The 16,277-nt window shown below is 70.6% G+C and carries 18 protein-coding genes, 1 tRNA gene and 1 pseudogene; 9 read left to right on the forward strand and 11 right to left on the reverse strand.

Annotated features, from left to right (window positions below; all coding sequences use genetic code 11):
* Window positions 1-2: 2 nt before the first annotated feature.
* From EUA94_RS22055 to EUA94_RS04935, 5 genes and pseudogenes are all read right to left on the reverse strand, one after another.
* On the reverse strand, window positions 3-149 hold the full coding sequence (locus EUA94_RS22055; RefSeq protein WP_165356806.1) for a GPGG-motif small membrane protein: 147 nt from the start codon (window positions 147-149) through the stop codon (window positions 3-5).
* A gap of 63 nt (window positions 150-212) precedes the next feature.
* On the reverse strand, window positions 213-818 hold the full coding sequence (locus tag EUA94_RS04920; protein ID WP_129425292.1) for a 1-acyl-sn-glycerol-3-phosphate acyltransferase: 606 nt from the start codon (window positions 816-818) through the stop codon (window positions 213-215).
* Window positions 781-2,150: pseudogene (locus EUA94_RS04925) on the reverse strand (flavin-containing monooxygenase). The gene EUA94_RS04920 and the pseudogene EUA94_RS04925 overlap by 38 nt, the downstream one beginning before the upstream one ends.
* A gap of 25 nt (window positions 2,151-2,175) precedes the next feature.
* Window positions 2,176-2,514, reverse strand: a complete 339-nt coding sequence (locus tag EUA94_RS04930; protein WP_129425294.1) for a GroES family chaperonin — start codon at window positions 2,512-2,514, stop codon at window positions 2,176-2,178.
* A 5-nt stretch (window positions 2,515-2,519) separates the two neighbouring features.
* Entirely contained in the window at window positions 2,520-2,768 is a 249-nt protein-coding gene (locus tag EUA94_RS04935; protein WP_129425296.1) for a DUF3618 domain-containing protein, read from the reverse strand.
* A gap of 76 nt (window positions 2,769-2,844) precedes the next feature.
* On the opposite strand from EUA94_RS04935, the gene EUA94_RS04940 reads away from it, so the two are divergent.
* The 4 genes from EUA94_RS04940 (at window position 2,845) to EUA94_RS04955 (ending at window position 5,618) form a co-directional block, all read left to right on the forward strand.
* The gene (locus EUA94_RS04940; RefSeq protein WP_207210407.1) at window positions 2,845-3,909 is read left to right on the forward strand and encodes a HoxN/HupN/NixA family nickel/cobalt transporter; all 1,065 of its coding nucleotides are present in this window, start codon (window positions 2,845-2,847) and stop codon (window positions 3,907-3,909) included.
* A complete protein-coding gene (gene bcp / locus EUA94_RS04945; RefSeq protein ID WP_129425298.1) occupies window positions 3,906-4,376 on the forward strand; it encodes a thioredoxin-dependent thiol peroxidase in 471 nt (156 codons plus the stop codon). Before EUA94_RS04940 ends, bcp begins: the two co-directional genes overlap by 4 nt.
* Before the next feature lie 220 nt (window positions 4,377-4,596).
* Window positions 4,597-4,678, forward strand: a tRNA-Leu gene (locus EUA94_RS04950).
* Between the two features lie 64 nt (window positions 4,679-4,742).
* Complete coding sequence (locus EUA94_RS04955; protein ID WP_129425300.1) at window positions 4,743-5,618, forward strand: bile acid:sodium symporter family protein; 876 nt, start codon at window positions 4,743-4,745, stop codon at window positions 5,616-5,618.
* On the opposite strand, the gene rdgB is transcribed toward EUA94_RS04955, so the two are convergent.
* Window positions 5,607-6,221 (reverse strand): RdgB/HAM1 family non-canonical purine NTP pyrophosphatase, encoded by a 615-nt coding sequence (gene rdgB, locus EUA94_RS04960; RefSeq protein ID WP_129425302.1) that lies wholly within the window; start codon window positions 6,219-6,221, stop codon window positions 5,607-5,609. The two genes, EUA94_RS04955 and rdgB, sit on opposite strands and share 12 nt — an antisense overlap.
* Complete coding sequence (gene rph, locus EUA94_RS04965; protein ID WP_422879883.1) at window positions 6,218-6,979, reverse strand: ribonuclease PH; 762 nt, start codon at window positions 6,977-6,979, stop codon at window positions 6,218-6,220. Before rph ends, rdgB begins: the two co-directional genes overlap by 4 nt.
* Before the next feature lie 211 nt (window positions 6,980-7,190).
* Here rph and EUA94_RS04970 point away from each other — a divergent pair, with 211 nt between their 5' ends.
* Window positions 7,191-8,354, forward strand: coding sequence for a sensor histidine kinase (locus tag EUA94_RS04970; RefSeq protein WP_242494683.1), 1,164 nt, complete (start codon window positions 7,191-7,193; stop codon window positions 8,352-8,354).
* Entirely contained in the window at window positions 8,342-9,001 is a 660-nt protein-coding gene (locus EUA94_RS04975; RefSeq protein ID WP_129425308.1) for a response regulator, read from the forward strand. The genes EUA94_RS04970 and EUA94_RS04975 overlap by 13 nt, the downstream gene beginning before the upstream one ends.
* Here the strand turns inward: EUA94_RS04975 and EUA94_RS04980 are convergent.
* On the reverse strand, window positions 8,998-9,753 hold the full coding sequence (locus EUA94_RS04980) for an MBL fold metallo-hydrolase (RefSeq protein WP_129425310.1): 756 nt from the start codon (window positions 9,751-9,753) through the stop codon (window positions 8,998-9,000). The genes EUA94_RS04975 and EUA94_RS04980 overlap by 4 nt on opposite strands.
* Window positions 9,750-10,553, reverse strand: coding sequence for a glutamate racemase (gene murI, locus EUA94_RS04985; protein WP_129425688.1), 804 nt, complete (start codon window positions 10,551-10,553; stop codon window positions 9,750-9,752). Before murI ends, EUA94_RS04980 begins: the two co-directional genes overlap by 4 nt.
* Window positions 10,554-10,682: 129 nt before the next feature.
* Here murI and EUA94_RS04990 point away from each other — a divergent pair, with 129 nt between their 5' ends.
* Window positions 10,683-11,720, forward strand: coding sequence for an alkaline phosphatase family protein (locus EUA94_RS04990; RefSeq protein WP_129425312.1), 1,038 nt, complete (start codon window positions 10,683-10,685; stop codon window positions 11,718-11,720).
* Here the strand turns inward: EUA94_RS04990 and EUA94_RS04995 are convergent.
* On the reverse strand, window positions 11,701-12,339 hold the full coding sequence (locus EUA94_RS04995; protein ID WP_129425314.1) for a DUF3152 domain-containing protein: 639 nt from the start codon (window positions 12,337-12,339) through the stop codon (window positions 11,701-11,703). The two genes, EUA94_RS04990 and EUA94_RS04995, sit on opposite strands and share 20 nt — an antisense overlap.
* A 149-nt stretch (window positions 12,340-12,488) precedes the next feature.
* Here EUA94_RS04995 and EUA94_RS05000 point away from each other — a divergent pair, with 149 nt between their 5' ends.
* Window positions 12,489-13,730, forward strand: coding sequence for a hypothetical protein (locus tag EUA94_RS05000; protein WP_129425316.1), 1,242 nt, complete (start codon window positions 12,489-12,491; stop codon window positions 13,728-13,730).
* Window positions 13,731-13,847: 117 nt separating this feature from the next.
* Window positions 13,848-14,741 (forward strand): hypothetical protein, encoded by an 894-nt coding sequence (locus tag EUA94_RS05005; protein WP_129425318.1) that lies wholly within the window; start codon window positions 13,848-13,850, stop codon window positions 14,739-14,741.
* A gap of 123 nt (window positions 14,742-14,864) precedes the next feature.
* Here the strand turns inward: EUA94_RS05005 and EUA94_RS05010 are convergent, their stop codons facing one another.
* Complete coding sequence (locus tag EUA94_RS05010) at window positions 14,865-16,259, reverse strand: HNH endonuclease signature motif containing protein (RefSeq protein WP_129425320.1); 1,395 nt, start codon at window positions 16,257-16,259, stop codon at window positions 14,865-14,867.
* Window positions 16,260-16,277: the final 18 nt, after the last annotated feature.

The raw sequence follows: 16,277 nt of genomic DNA on the forward strand, positions 1-16,277 counted from the left end.
TGCTACTTCGTGAAGAGGCTGACCCCACCAGGGCCGACCAGCAGGCCGACGATGATGAGGACGATGCCCATCAGCATCTGGCCCCGAACCAGTGAGACGATGCCGGACACCACGAGGATGACGGCGAGGATCCACAGCAGCAAAGCCATGTCATGCTCCCTTCGATTGACGGCGTCAACCTAGCCCTCGCGCAGCGGCGCAGGAAGCCGAGGTCACCCCAACGGAGGGCGGGCCTGGCCCTCCTCACGCAGCCGCGGCGGCGTGAAGTCCTCGGGGTTGAAGCCCGTCTTGTCAGCATAGAACTCGCGCACCACGTCCATGTCGGCCGTGACGTCGCCGGTCGGGTGGAACGTCGGTCCCCACCCGACCCTGCGCGACGGGACGTCGATGAAGGCCAGCGTGATCGGCAGGCCGGTCTGCTGGGCGATCCGGTAGAAGCCCGACTTCCAGTACTCGCCGCGCGACCGGGTGCCCTCGGCCGCGATGCCGATGAGCCACGGGTCGTCGCCCTCGGACTCGGCGAGCAGCTGCTTGATCGTCGCTGCCGGGTTCTTGCGGTCGAGCTCGACCGCACCGGTGCGACGCAGCAGCCAGCCGAGCGGTCCGACGAAGAGCTCCTGCTTGACCAGGAGCTTGATGTCGATGCCGTAGGTCCAGCCCAGGAGCAGTGTCAGCACCCAGTCCCAGTTGGAGGTGTGCGGCGCGCCGACGAGCACGCTGCGCTGCGGCACCTCGCCGACCGCCTGCCACCGCACGGCGCGCAGGGCGACCTTCGCGATTCTACGACGCAGCACGGGCACGTCCTTTCTTGCGCTCACGCGCGAGGTCCCACAGGTAGTGGTCGAAGTCGACCTCGAGCGTGTGGCGCGGCGAGGCGTAGAACTGCTTCGTGTCGCGCTCGTGCTCGGCCGTCATCTGGCGGCGTACGACGGCGTCGGACGGCGGCACGTAGCCGCCGGCGAGCGTCTCGGCGATCCACGACGCCTGCGCCTCGGCGAGCGGCATGACCGCGCCGATCGGCTGGAGGAGACCGAGGAAGTAGAGACCGGGCAGGTCCGGGTGGACCGTGCGCTTCCAGAGCGGCAGGTCGTTGGCCTCTACCGAGACGAGGTCGGGGTCGAGGAACGGGAAGCTGATCCGGTAGCCCGTCGCCCACACGATGAGGTCCGCCGGCGCACTGGTGCCGTCGACGAAGACGACCCGATCGCCGTCGAGCCGCTCGATCGCGGGACGCGCGGTCATCGCGCCCGCTTCCAGCCGTTCGCGGATCCGCTCGGACTGCACGGGGTGCGACTGGCCGGGCTTGTGCGTGGGCGCGGGCAGTCCGTACTTCGTCATGCTGCCGGCCGCGGTCGCGCCGATCCACAGGCGGAAGCCGGTGACCCACCACGGGAGCCAGCCCGGCAGCGCGACCTGGTCGCTCGGCTTGCCGAGGAAGAACTTGCGGAGCACCCACTCGGTGCGGCGCACCGACCACGTCGTCGTACGGGCCGCGAAGGACGCCTCGACGGCGATGTCCATCGCGGAGTTGCCGGCGCCCACCACGACGACGTCGCGCCCGGCGAGCTGGTCGCGGGAGCGGTAGTCGTGGGCGTGCAGCAGCTCGCCGGCGAAGTCGCCCGGATAGGCCGGCTCCGGCCAGCGGGCGTCCCAGTGGTGGCCGTTCGCGACCAGCACTGCGTCGTACGTCCTGGTCTCGGTGCCGTCGGGGCCGGTGACGCGGACCTCCCACCGACCGTCGGCCGCGCGGGTCACTTCCTCGACGGTGGTGTCGAAGGTGATGGCGTGGCGGAAGCCGAAGTGGTCGACGTAGCGTCGAAGTAGGCCGCGACCTGGTCGTGCCGGGCGTAGGGCGGGTAGTCCTCGGGCATCGGGAAGTCGGAGTACGCCATCCGCGGGCACGAGGTGTTGATCTCGAGGCTCTCGTAGCAGGCCGACTGGCCGTTGGAGTTGGCGTAGACCCAGTTGCCGCCGACGTCGTGGCCCCGCTCGAAGCAGTCGAACGGGATCCCGGCGAGGTAGAGCTCCTTGGCCGCGGCGATGCCCGACGAGCCGGCGCCGATGACGCAGGCGCGGGGCAGCGACTCATCGACCGGGACGACGGCGGTGACGGCGGGTGCGCGGTCGGTCTGCTTGACGAGGTAGGCCATCAACGTTCCTTCGGGGGTCGGCGCATCACAGGTAGAGCCCGGTGGAGCCGCCCTCGAGGCGCTCGGCGGCAACGGCGTGCACGTCGCGCTCGCGCATGACGACGTAGACCTCGCCGTGCACCTCGACCTCGGCCTTGTCCTCGGGGTCGAAGAGGACGCGGTCGCCGGCCTCGACGGCGCGGGCGTGCGGGCCGACCGCGATGACGCGCGACCACGCGAGCCGCCGGGCACCCATCGCAGCCGTCGCCGGGATGACGATGCCGCCGCTCGAGCGGCGCTCACCGGACTCCTGGTCGACCTCGACCAGGACCCGGTCGTGCAGCATCTTGATCGGGGCTGCCTTCTCGGGACTGCCGCCGGTCATGGTGCTCAGCCGGCGACCTTGCGGACGATCGCGAACAGGACGACGACCCCGACGATCGCGCCGGCGACCTTGAGGATGTTGTCGGTGCGCGGGGCTCCGGTGTCGAGGTCGACGAAGTTCGACTTCACCGTGGCCACCTGGCGCCCGACGACCGTCTTCGGGTGGGCGCGGTGCGCGAGCTGGTCGATGGTCGAGGCGAGCCGCTGGCGCGTCTCCTCGATCTCGCGCTCGAGCGCGCTCATGTCCTGGGTCACCCGCGCAGGCTATCAACGCCGCCCCCGGGACCGGGACGGCGTCCTTGTTGCAACCGACATGCAATAGCATCGGAGCATGAACAACCCGCTGCGCTCCTTCTCCGCGACCGACCGGCGCCACATCGCCGGCATGGCGGCGGTCGTCGTCGTGCTCAACGCGCTCGGGTGGGGGGTGCTCGTCGCGGTCGTGGCCCCGCAGCGCTTCGACGTGGGCAGCGCGGGCGTCTTCGGCATCGGCCTGGGCGTCGCGGCGTTCCTGCTCGGCGCCCGCCACGCCTTCGACGCCGACCACATCGCGGCGATCGACAACACGACCCGCAAGCTCGTCGGGGACGGCTCCCCCGCCACGACGACGGGCTTCTGGTTCGGGATGGGCCACTCGAGCGTGGTGTTCGGACTCAGCCTCCTGCTGGCGATCGGCGTACGCGCCCTTGCCGACCCGGTGCAGGACGACGGATCCGCCCTCCAGGGCACGCTCGGCACGGTGGGCACGGTCACCGCCGGCACGTTCCTCATCGTCATCGGCCTGATGAACCTCAGCGCGCTCGTCGGGATCTTCCACGCCTACCGCCACCTGCGCGCCGGGACGTTCGACGAGGAGCACCTCGAGCACCACCTGCACAACCGCGGCTTCCTGGCGAGGATCTTCAAGAAGACGACCCAGCGGGTCACCCGCGCCCGCCACCTCTACCCCGTCGGCCTGCTGATGGGGCTCGGTTTCGACACCGCCACCCAGGTCGCGCTGCTGGTGCTCGCCGGTGGGACCGCCGCCTTCGCGCTGCCGTGGTACGCCATCCTCACCCTGCCGGTGCTGTTCGCCGCCGGCATGGTCCTGTTCGACTCCCTCGACGGGATCCTGATGACACGGGCCTACTCGTGGGCGTTCCTCAAGCCGATCCGGAAGATCTACTACAACTTCACCGTCACGATCCTGTCGGTCACGGTGGCCCTCTCGATCGGCGCGCTCCTGCTCGTGCAGCTCGCCTCGGAGTGGGTGCCGGGCCTGGCCTGGGCCGGGAGCCTCGACCTCGAGTACGTCGGCTTCGGCCTCGTGGCATTGTTCGTCCTCGTCTGGGCCGCCAGCGTGGCGTGGTACCACCTCGGCCGCGTCGAGGAGAAGTTCGAGAAGGGAATCGCATGACCGAGCGCCTCACCCCCGGTGACACCGCACCCGACTTCAGCCTGACCAACGATGCCGGCGAGCAGGTCACCCTGTCCGGCCTCCGCGGCAAGAAGGTGATCCTCTACTTCTACCCCGCGGCGATGACCCCGGGCTGCACGACGCAGGCCTGCGACTTCTCCGAGTCGCTCGACTCGCTGCGCGGTGCCGGCTACGAGGTCCTCGGCGTCTCCAAGGACGCGCCCGCCAAGCTCGCGAAGTTCCGCGAGCGCGACTCGCTGACCCTCACGCTGCTGTCCGACGAGGACCTCGCCGTGCACAAGGCGTACGCCGCGTACGGCACGAAGAAGCTCTACGGCAAGGAGGTCGAGGGCGTGCTGCGCTCGACCTTCGTGATCGACGAGGACGGGAAGGTCGAGCTCGCGCAGTACAACGTGAAGGCCACCGGCCACGTCGCCAAGCTGCGCCGGGACCTCGGACTCGACTGAGGCGTACGCCGTCCGCCACACGTGTCCGCGATGTTGCCCTCCGCTCCCGGGCTGAGGGGCAACGTCTCGGACACGTGTGAGGATTGATCCGCGTTCAACACGGAGGCACGCCAAGCCCTCGCTGTCACCGCCAGACGCCCACCTTCGCGGGGCGCAGCAGAGGCAAGTACTCGACCTCGGACATACCGCGCCCGCTGCTCTTCTAGACTCCGTGGCTGAAGCCGAAGTGGTGGAACAGGCAGACACGCACGGTTTAGGTCCGTGTGCCCTAGGGCGTGCGGGTTCGACTCCCGCCTTCGGCACGTACACGTACATTTCCGCGCGAGTCCCCTCCTGCGTGACCACCGTCACCACTAGGGTCCGCGCATGGACTCCGCGCTGACGACTGTCGGACTGCCCCTCGCTCTCGCGATCATCATGTTCGGGCTCGGCCTGGACCTGACCATCGGCGACTTCAAGCGAGTCGGCCGGACTCCGAAGGCCGTGGCCGTCGCGCTCGCCTGCCAGATCGTGCTGCTGCCGGCGATCTGCTTCGGGCTCGTGGTGCTCTTCGACCTGCCCGCCCTCCTCGGCATCGGCATGCTGCTCCTTGCCGCGTCGCCCGGTGGGACGACGGCCAACCTGTTCAGCCACCTGTTCCGCGGCGACGTGGCGCTCAACATCACCCTCACCGCGATCAACACCGTGATCGCCGTCGTCACGCTGCCGCTGATCACCGGCCTGGCCATCGCCTACTACGACCGCCAGGACGACGTGACGATGCCGCTGGTCGAGATCGTCAAGGTGTTCGCCCTGATCCTCCTGCCCGTCGGCATCGGGATGCTCGTCAACAACCGGGCGCCGGACTTCGCCCGCCGGATGGACAAGCCGGTGCGCATCGGCTCGGCGGTGATCCTCGCGATCCTCGTGGTCGGGATCCTGCTCGACCAGCTCGAGAACGTCGGCGACTACCTCGCCGACGTCGGCCTCATCGCCGCGCTCTTCTGCGCGATCAGCCTGGCCGTGGGCTACTTCGTGCCGAAGGCCTTCGGCGTCACGGGCCCGCAAGCCATCGCGTCGTCGATGGAGGTCGGCGTGCACAACGCCACGCTGGCGATCTTCGTCGCCGTCGAGGTGCTCGACGACGTCGAGATCTCCGTCCCAGCGGCCGTCTACTCGCTGATCATGTTCCTGTTCGCGGCACTGTGGGGCATGTGGGTCTCGCGGCAGGTGGCCGCCCGTGAGGGCGCCTCAGCCGGCTGACAGGTCGGCGGCGACGTACGGCGCCAGCTCGCGCAGCGCGCGACCGCGGTGCGAGATCCGGTCCTTCTCGCCGGGCGGCAGCTCGGCCGAGGTGAGCCCCTCGGCCTCGTGCTCCTGGGCGACGAAGACCACGTCGTAGCCGAAGCCGCCGCTCCCCCGCTGCTCGCGGATGATCCGGCCGTCCATCCGGCCCTCGACCACGCGCTCGCTCCCGTCGGGCCGCACCCACGCGATCGCGCAGGTGAAGTACGCGCCGCGGCGCTCGTCGGGCACGTCGTCGAGCTGCTCGAGCAGCAGCTCGTTGTTGCGGGAATCGGACTTCTCGCGGCCGGACCACCGGGCCGACAGCACGCCGGGCATCCCGTTGAGCGCGTCGACGCAGAGGCCGCTGTCGTCGGCGACCGACGGCAGCCCGGTCGCGGCGACACCGGCCCGCGCCTTGAGCAGCGCGTTGCCCTCGAACGTCGGCTGGTCCTCGACCGGCTCGACGTAGCCCTCGACGTCAGCGATGCCCAGGACCTCGATCTCGGGCACGTGCTCGGCGAGGATCCGCTGCATCTCCGCGATCTTCTTGGCGTTGGCCGAGGCGAGGAAGATCCTCATCGGGCCAGCGCTTCGTGCTGCATGCGCGTCAGGTCGGCGCAGCCCTTCTCCGCGAGGGCGAGCAGTGCATCGAGCTCGGCGCGGTCGAAGGCAGCGCCCTCGGCGGTGCCCTGCACCTCGACGAACTTCCCCTCGCCGGTCATCACGACGTTCATGTCGGTCTCGGCGCGTACGTCCTCGACGTAGGGCAGGTCGAGGCGCGGGATGCCGTCGATGATGCCGACGCTGACCGCGGCGACCGAGCCCGTCAGCGGCTCGCCGGTCAGGGCGCCGTTGCCGCGCAGGTGCGCGACCGCGTCGGCGAGCGCGACGTACGCCCCCGTGATCGCGGCCGTACGGGTGCCGCCGTCGGCCTGCAGCACGTCGCAGTCGAGGACGATCGTGTTCTCGCCGAGCGCCTGGTAGTCGATGACCGCTCGCAGCGAGCGGCCGATGAGCCGCGAGATCTCGTGCGTGCGGCCGCCGATGCGGCCCTTGACCGACTCGCGGTCCGAGCGGGTGTTGGTGGCGGCCGGGAGCATCGCGTACTCGGCCGTCACCCAGCCGAGGCCGGAGCCCTTGCGCCAGCGCGGCACGCCCTCCGAGGCGGACGCGGCGCAGAGCACCTTGGTGCCACCGAACTCGACCAGCACCGATCCCGCGGCGTGGTCGAGCCAGTGGCGGGTGATCGTGATCGGGCGGAGCTCGTCGTCGGCGCGGCCGTCGGCACGCGGGGCGGGAGAAGTCATGGGGACGACCCTAGACGCGACGGCAGACATGGCAGAGCCGGGTCCGGTCACCCCCGTGAGTTACCGGACCCGGCTCGAAGGCCCCTACCCCAAGCGGGACCCAGCGCGCAGCCCCACGCCACGCAGCTCCCTCCACGTGGTGGTGATCCCAGCGTCGCTGCTCACGCGCATCCGGCGCATCGGTCCATCGGTCCCCACGCGCGAGACCAAAGTAGGAGGCGCGATGGATAGGCTCACCGGCGTGGAGACCCGCCCCACCGCCTCGCAGACCCAGCCAGAGCTGCGCTGGGTCGATCACGCATGGCGTGACCTGCTCTGCGTCGCCTTCTCGGTGATGGTGTGGCAGACGGTCGCCGGGGTCGAGTGGCGCGAGCACCGGGCCCTCTTCTTCGTCGAGGTCGTGCTCGGCGTCGCGGCCCTGGTGCTCGTCCACTTCCGCCGTCGAGCACCGGTGCGCGTCGCGCTGGTGATCGCCGCGATGAGCGCGGTGTCGGGACTGGCTGCCGGGCCGGCGACGCTCGCCGCCGTGTCGGTGGCGACCCGGCGCGACGTAGGCCAGGTGCTGCTGGTCGGCATCGCGAACTTCGTGGCGGCCCAGACCTGGACGACGCTCGCTCCCTTCGAGGACAACGACCTGCTCGTCACCACGCTCGTCAACGTCGCGGTCAACGCCGGGATGATGGGTTGGGGCCTCTACATCGGCACCCGGCGCGAGGTGATGTGGAGCCTCCGGACCCGCGCCGAGCGCGCCGAGACGGAGCAGGACCTGCGGCTGGCGCAGGCCCGCTCCACCGAACGGGCGCGCATCGCGCGCGAGATGCACGACGTGCTGGCCCACCGCATCACCCAGGTCTCGATGCAGGCAGGGGCGCTCGCGTTCCGCGAGGACCTCGACGGCGACCGGTTGCGTGAGGGCCTGGGCCAGATCCAGGGTCAGGCCAACGACGCGCTCCACGAGCTGCGCGACGTGCTGGGCGTGCTGCGTGAGGACGACCCCGGACCGCCCACCGCCCGGCCGCAGCCGACGTACGGAGACATCGCCGCGCTGGTCGACGAGGCCCGGACTCTGGGCCTCGACGTCGACTGGTCCGACACCGTCGACGCCGCGACTCCCGTGCCTCCCGCCACCGGCCGCACCGTCTACCGGATCGTCCAGGAGGGCATCACCAACGTACGCAAGCACGCGCCCGGCTCGGTGGTCGCGATCAGCTCGACCGGCGGCCCTCGCGCCGGGATCACGGTCGTGCTGGCCAACCCGATCGGCGAGCGCGCGAGTGCCGCCCCGGGTGCCGGCCTCGGCCTGGTGGGACTGCGCGAGCGCACCGAGCTGCGTGGCGGGCGGCTCGACCAGCGCACCGAGGGTGCGACGTTCGTCCTGGAGGCGTGGCTACCGTGGACAGCGTGATCCGGGTGCTGCTCGTCGACGACGACCCGCTGGTGCGGTCGGCGCTGGCGCTGATGCTGGGCGGGCAGCGCGACATCGACGTGGTCGGCGAGGCGCCCAACGGCCAGGTCGGCCTCGACCTCGTCACCGAGCTCGATCCCGACGTCGTGCTGATGGACATCCGGATGCCCGTGATGGATGGCCTCGAGGCCACGGTGGCGCTGCACCAGCGCCCGTCTCCCCCGTCGGTCGTCGTGCTCACGACCTTCGACGCCGACGACCACGTGGTGCGGGCGGTCGCCGCCGGCGCGGACGGCTTCCTGCTGAAGGACACCCCGCCGGGCGACATCGTCCAGGCCATCCGGACGGTCGCCGCGGGCGACGCGATGCTGTCGCCGTCGGCGACCCGCAGCATCGTCTCGCGGCTGCGCAGCTCGGCCTCCACCGATCGCTCGACCACGGCCGCCGAGCGGTTGACGGTCCTCACCGAGCGGGAGCTGGAGGTCGCCGTCTGCGTCGGACGCGGGCTGAGCAACTCCGAGATCGCCTCGGAGCTCTACCTGTCGATCCCGACCGTGAAGTCACACGTGTCGCGACTGCTCACCAAGCTCGACAGCAACAACCGCGTGCAAGTGGCGATGGTCGTGCACGACGCCGGTCTCGTCTAGATCTCGTACGTCGCCCCGGCGCGGGCCACCTCGAGCGGTCCGGACCACTCTCCGCGGGCCTCGGCCTCGGCGACGGCGGGGTCGTGCCACGGCGGCACGTGGGTGAGGACGAGGCGCCCGACCCCGGCGCGGGCCGCCGTACGTCCGCAGTCGGCGCCGGTGAGGTGCAGGTCGGGCGGGTTGACGTCGACGGTCTGGAAGGACGCCTCGGCGAGCAGTACGTCCGCTCCCTGGGCGACCTCGTCGAGCTCGTCACAGGGTCCGGTGTCACCGGAGTAGACCAGGGTCCGGCCTCCCGCGGTCACCGTGAGGGCGTACGCCGTGACCGGGTGCACGACCTGCCGCGCCTCGACGACGAACGGACCCACCTCGACCCGGCCGTCGTAGGCCTTGAAGTCGAACTCCTCGTGCATGCCCGGGTCGACGGGAAGGTCGTAGGCACGCGCCATCCGGTCGGCGGTGCCGTCGGGTCCCCAGACGGGGATCCGCGGCTGCGGGCCGGTGGGGTGGTACTTGCGCATCACGTAGTAGCCGCAGAGGTCCAGGCAGTGGTCGGCGTGCAGGTGGCTGAGGAACACCGCGTCCACGACGAGCGGGTCGGCGTAGCGATGGAGCTGGCCCAGTGCGCCGTTGCCCAGGTCGAGCAGGATCCGCCAGGTGCGGCCACCCTGCTCCGCCTCGAGGAGGTAGCAGCTGGCGGCGGACTCGGGGCCCGGGTAGGAACCCGAGCAGCCGACGATCGTGAGCCTCATCTCAGCCCGCCGGCGAACTGGCTGGCGCCGAGGAGCTCGGAGCCCAGGAAGCGGCGACCGATCGTCGCGAAGTCCTCCGGGCTGCCGGTGGTGGAGAAGGTGTAGTCGGCCTCGCCGCCCTCGCGCATCAGGCCGGTGCCGGCGAGCATCTTGTAGACGTCCTTGGCGCACTCCTCCGCCGAGCTGACCAGGGTGACCTCGTCGCCCATGACGTACGAGATGACGCCTGTGAGCAGCGGGTAGTGGGTGCAGCCGAGGATGAGCGTGTCGACGCCTGCGGCCGCCAACGGGTCGAGGTACTCGTGGGCCGCGGCGAGCAGCTCGTCACCGCCGGTGATCCCCTGCTCCACGAAGTCGACGAAGCTCGGGCATGCCTGGATGTGCAGGTCGAGGTGGGGGGCAGCGGCGAACGCGTCCTCGTACGCCATCGAGCTGGCGGTCGCGCGGGTGCAGATGACGCCGACCTGCCGGTTGCGCGTCGCGGCCGCGGCGCGACGCGCGGCGGGGAGGATCACCTCGACGACGGGGACGTCGTAGCGCTCGCGGGCGTCGCGCAGCATCGCGGCGCTGGCGGAGTTGCAGGCGATGACCAGCGCCTTGACGCCTCGCTCGTAGAGGTGGTCCAGGCACTCGAGGGCGTACTCGCGGACCTCGCCGATGGGCTTCTGGCCGTAGGGCTGGCGCGCCGTGTCACCGAGGTAGACCACCGACTCGTGCGGCAGCTGGTCGATGACCGACCGGGCAACCGTCAGTCCGCCGAACCCGGAGTCGAAGATGCCGATCGGGGCATCGGCGGTCATCCGCGGCGTGGGGGTCGGCACAACCAGCAGGCTAGGCCGTCGGACGGTCGCCGGTCACGCCATCGGGAGCGTCGGCCCGGTCACACTGCCCGCGCGGGTTAGGGTCGCCCGGTGCTCCGTGGATCTCGTGTGACCGGCCCCCTCGTCTCCCTCATCGCCACGGCGAGCGTCGTGCTGGCCGGCGCACCGGCTCCCGCAGCGGTGCCTGCGGGCGACGCCCCGGACAGCACTGAGCGTCGGGTCATCCGCGGGGAGGCCGACTCGGTCCTCGCGATCTCGATCGACGGGATGAGCGTCGCCGCCGTGCGCAAGCTCGGCCGCACGCAGCTGCCGAACCTCTACCGCTTCATGAGGTCGGGCGCCTCCACCATGAACGCCCGCACCGAGCGCGAGATGACCGTGACGCTGCCCAACCACACCGGCATGGTCACCGGGCGCCGCATCGAGGCCGCCACCGGCGGTCACGGCGTCACCTGGAACGACAACCGCCTGAGTCCGAACACCGTGCAGGCCGCGGCCGGCAGCGACGTACGGTCCGTGTTCAGCGCCGTCGATGCCGCGGGCGGCTCGACCGCCCTCTTCGCCGCCAAGACCAAGTTCACCCTCTGGCAGCGCTCGTGGCCCGACGCGATCGACGTCACCACGATCGACGAGGACAACTCCGCGCTCGCCGACAAGCTGATCGCCGACCTCGCCCGGGACCGCGACTTCCGCTTCCTGCACCTCTCGCCGCCCGACGTCGCCGGGCACGCCCACGGCTGGATGTCCAGGCCCTACCTGCGCGCGGTGCGCCAGGCCGATGCCCTCGTCGGCCGCGTCGTGAAGGCCGTCAACGCCGACCCGGTCCGTCGGGCCACCACGACGATCCTGCTGACCAGCGATCACGGCGGGCACGGCCCCGACCACTCCGACCCGACCCTGCTGGACGACTACCGCGTCGTCTTCATGTCGCGCGGCGCGGCGGTCGACGGCGGCGTCGACCTCTATGCAATCAACCCGACCTACCAGGACCCTGGCACCCGGCGAACGGTCTACGGGATGAGGCGTCCCCCCGTGCGCAACGGGATGATCGCCAACCTCGCGCTCGACCTGCTCGACCTCCCGCCGGTCGAGGGCAGCGAGTTCGACGTCGCGCTCGACCTGCGTCTCACCGCTCCCCCGGTCTGACGGCTCTCCTGATCCTGGCGGCCTCGCCGGGCAGCGGCCAGGGGTTGAGCCGGCAGCCGTCGGTGCCCTTGGACTGCGGCATCATCACCGGCGCCCTGGCGCCGGGCGCGCCGCAGCCCGCGTGGTCCAGGCCGAGCCAGTGGCCGGTCTCGTGGTTGACGACCAGGTGCCGGTAGTCGCGCGTCGACCGCCCGGCGGCGTTCCACGCTGGTGACGCGTGCTTCCAGCGCAGCTGGTTGATGATCACGAACCGACCGACCCGGCACGACCAGGTCGCCGAGCAGCTCGACGAGAACGTCGGCACGGCACGGGCAGACGCCAGCACCAGCGTGAAGTCGCCGCCCCGACGTACGCGCCGGAACTCCACACCACCCCCGCGCCACCCGCGCTGGTCGTCGTACGTCTCCTGAGCCTGGCGCCGGAACACCTTCATCGACGCCGTGACGTTGCCGCGGGTGATGACGGAGTACGCAACCTCGCGCCTGGCGGCGGCGTGACGCTCGGCCTCGTGGCCCGCGCTCCGTGCGCTGCTGTTGTCGGGAACCGCGGTCGCGGGGCTCGCCAGCATCGTGACTACGAACGCCGCCGACAGGGCGAGGACGCGGGCGGCCCGGGGCATGGCGGGAGCCTAGACGCGTTGCGAGCAGGAGGTCAGGAACGGCGTGGCCGAGACGCCGCCGCATGCCAACCCTCGTCCGACAGCGGGTCATGACAACCTTTCGGGCCGATGGGTCGTCATACGGGTTCGCCAGCGATCAAAGGGAATGGATGAGGAACATCAGACTGACCGCCGTCGCGCTCCTGGGTGCGGCGCTGCTCGCGCCGATGGGCACGGCCACTGCAGCGGGCGAGACGTGTCAGGGGCGGGCGGCGACCATCGTCGGGACGCCCGGGGGTCAGATCACCGGCATGGAAGGCGCGGACGTCATCGTCACGAACGGCGCGACGCGTGTCGACGCGCTCGGCGGCGATGACCTCGTGTGCGTGACCGGCCAGGACGGCGTGACCTCCGTTCCCGGCGTCGTCGCCATCCTCGGCGTGGGGGCCGACACGTTCACCGCCTCCAACGGCGGATCGCACACGATCTTCGCGGGCACGGTCGACGGCACCGACACCGAGGCTGACGTCATTCGCTCCAGCGGCTACGGCCTCGTCACCTCCGGCATGGCAGCCCAGCCCAACGCCGACGTCATCGACCTCGCCTTCGGCGAAGTCAGTTGGAGCGGCATCCAAACCGCCCCAGGCGCGGTGTCCGTGGGTACGGACGGCATCCTGGGCGTTCGATCCGCCAACGGCGACGTCACCATGGACGCCAGCGGCACCGTGACCGGGGCTGACACGATGCTCACCTGGACGGGCCAGTTCGACAGGTTCGTCTTCACCACGTCGGCCGAGCGTGGGCGGTTCACGTTTCGCGGCACCGGTGGCACCGAGCACGTCAAGGTCGACGCGCCGACGACGTACGACCGCGACATCGCGCTCGGCGGCGGCAAGGACTCCTACGAGTCGAACACCCTGGGCGGGAGGGCGACGCGGATCAAGGGCGACGGCGGGCGTAACCAACTGCTGCTCGAGCTCGGCAGCCACGACCGGGTGCGCGCCGACCTGAGCCGTTCCCGGGTGACGGCCACCCAGGCGGGCGTCACGGATTCGATCCGCGTGCGCGGCTTTGATGACCTCATCGTGGCCGCGAAGCGCGCCGACGTCATCGGCACCAACCGCGCGAACAGGATCGGCGTCATCGCGTGCCGGACGACAATCAAGGGCACGACGGGCCGAGACGATCTCTACGCTGACTCCCGGTACCGCGGCCTCGGCACGTGGACCACGCCGCGGTGCGCCAACTACAAGGCGACGATCTACGGCGGCCCTGGCAACGACACCATCACCGGGAGCATCGGCAATGACCGCCTCATCGGCGGCCCGGGCAAGGACATCGTGATGGGGCGTTGGGCCGGGTTCGACGTGTGCCAGGGCGAAAAGCTTCGGGAGTGCGAGAAGCGCATCTGACCGCGCAGCGCGCCTCGTGTGCCCCGCAGCGGGCGAGGTAGGAGCCGGGCCGTCCCCGCCCCGGCGCGGCCCAGCGTCCGACCGAACGTGCTGATTGCCCGTGCCAGACTGCCGCCCGTGACCGATGAGCTCCTCGCCGCTGCTCGGGGGTTCCTTGACCGCGAGGGACGGCTCATCGAGCGCCGCCTCGCCGCAGCGTTGTTCGACGGCGACGACCTCTCCGGGGTAGTCGACGCTGTCCGGGCCTACCGCAACCCAGACGGGGGATTCGGTCATGGCCTCGAACCTGACAAGCGGTGCCCAGCAAGTCTCCCCATCGACGTCGAGCGTGCTCTCGACATCCTTATAGAGGTCCTGCAGGCCGGCGGAGCGGAAGCATGGGGCAGCGTCATTCTTGACGAACTCGTCCGGGACGCATGCGACTGGTTGGCCACGGTCGCCACCCCCGATGGGGCGGTGTCCCTGGCCTTCCCAGTCATGGAGCGCTACCCCCGAGCCGAGCACTGGTCGGACTGGACCTACATCCCCGGGTTGAACCCGACCGCCGGGTTGGGCGGGCGACTGCACCAGTTGGGTGTGGCCCATCCTTGGCTGGATCGGGCCACCGACTGGACCTGGGCGCGACTCGAATCCGGCTTCGACGAGGACGCGCACGCCTTGATCGAGGTGTTGATCTTCCTCGCCCACGTCCCTGACCGAGGTCGGGCAGAAGCTGTTGGCGCAGGCGTCCGCGACTGGCTGACCCGCTCCGAGTGGTACCGGGCCGATCCAGCGGACCCTGGCTACGGGCTGACCCCGCTGCACCTGGCACCGTCGCCGGACAGCCCATGGCGGCGACTGTTCGAAGACAAGGCCATCGAGGGCCACCTAGATCGCCTAGTCCGCGACCAGCAAGCAGACGGCGGCTGGCCCATCACCTGGGCAGCGCCGGGGATCGCCTCCAGCATGGAATGGCGTGGGATCGAGACCCTCCGTGCTCTGCGCACACTCCGCGCCTATGGTCGGCACTGACGACCACCTGCACTTCTGCGCCAGAGTTTTCAACGTCCGGACGTGCCGTGGCGCGCGTGGCTGCGCGAGCCGTGACATGCCTGTGGCCCCGCCGATGGTGGTGCGGTGGGGGGTGGAGCGGGTTCAAGGTCGTTCGGGTGGGTCGCGTTCGTCGATCCGACTGGTGCCGGTCCGGTCGCGTCGGTAGCGGTGGCCGTGGGGGCTCGTCCACTCGAAGACACCTGGCGCGACCATGCGGTAGGTCCAGGCGGAGTGGGTCTTGAGTCGGTGGTGGTAGCGACAGAGCGCGGCCAGGTTGTGCGTGGCGGTCGGGCCGGGTTGCGGTCTGCCCTCGGCTGCTGCGTCGTGGTCGAACTCGACGACGTGGTCGACATCGCAGCGCCGGGCGGGTCGGGTGCACCACGGGAACACACACGTCCGGTCGCGGAGAACGATCTGCTCGCGGATCCGGTCGGGGATCTCGTACGCCGGTGTCGACAGCTCAACGTTGAGGTCGATGACGGGCTTGACGGTCACCTTGGTCCGGGAGTCGCCGCACCAGCCCGTGACCTGGTCGAGGAGGACCAGGCGTTGGCCGTTCTCCATCCGGCCGGTGGGACCGAACACCGTCTGCTCGCCGACGACAGATGCATCGAAGTGGGCGTGGACGACGACCTCCCGGGCGGCCGGCAGACCGTCCTCTCCATGACCAGTTCCGTGACCTTGGCTGAACAGGTCCAGTGCCGTCTGGGTACGGGCGAGGTCGCCGAGAGCCTTCGCGCGGCGTACGTCCAACGTCTCGGTCGACCCGAGTGCCTTCTGCGCCGCAGCGTTGTGGCTCAGGGCCTGGTCGAGGTCGAGGGCGTCGGCGATGTCGAGGTCGGCCTCTACATGCAGCGTCCCGGCGTAGTGGACGTCCTCCTTGTTGACCGTCACGTGGCGCGGATCGACCGAGAGGTAGCCGTCCTCCGGATCCGCTGCCGGGTCCGGATCAGCGAGCTCGAACCGCTTGATGGTCTCCGCGACGAGCCGGTCGAGCTGGGCGGTCCCGATCCGACCGGCGACGGCGGCGACTTGCCCGTCGATCCACCGGGCTGCGTCCATCGTCAGCGCGGGAGAGGAGTGGATGGTCGTCTCGGCGACGAGTCGGGCCCGCCACGACGGGACCCGGCCGGACTGCACCTGGGCCCACAGCCGCGGCAGGCGGTGGCGCAGCTCGAGGGCGTGGCCGATGAGCTTCTTCGCCGCCGTGGACGAGATGCCGAGGACGGCGCCGAGCTCGGCGACACAGAACTCCGCCACCAGCGGGCAACCCTCGCCAGCGATCGGCTCCTCGCCCTCGCAGCCGGGAACGGTGAACGCGGCCGCGGAGTGGATCGACTCGGGCGGGTGGAGGTCGGCCCAGCGGGCAGCGACCTCGAGGAGCTCGGCTGCGGCCTGGTCCTCGGCGGCCTTACGGTCACGAGCGAGCGCGAGCAGATCGGTGGCCGAGAGGTCGTCCTCGACCCTCTCCTCCACCTGCTCCAGCGTCTCGATCATGTGTTCTAGTATAGGCGA

The sequence above is a fragment of the Nocardioides zhouii genome (genome assembly GCF_004137345.1).
GTDB lineage: Bacteria > Actinomycetota > Actinomycetes > Propionibacteriales > Nocardioidaceae > Nocardioides > Nocardioides zhouii.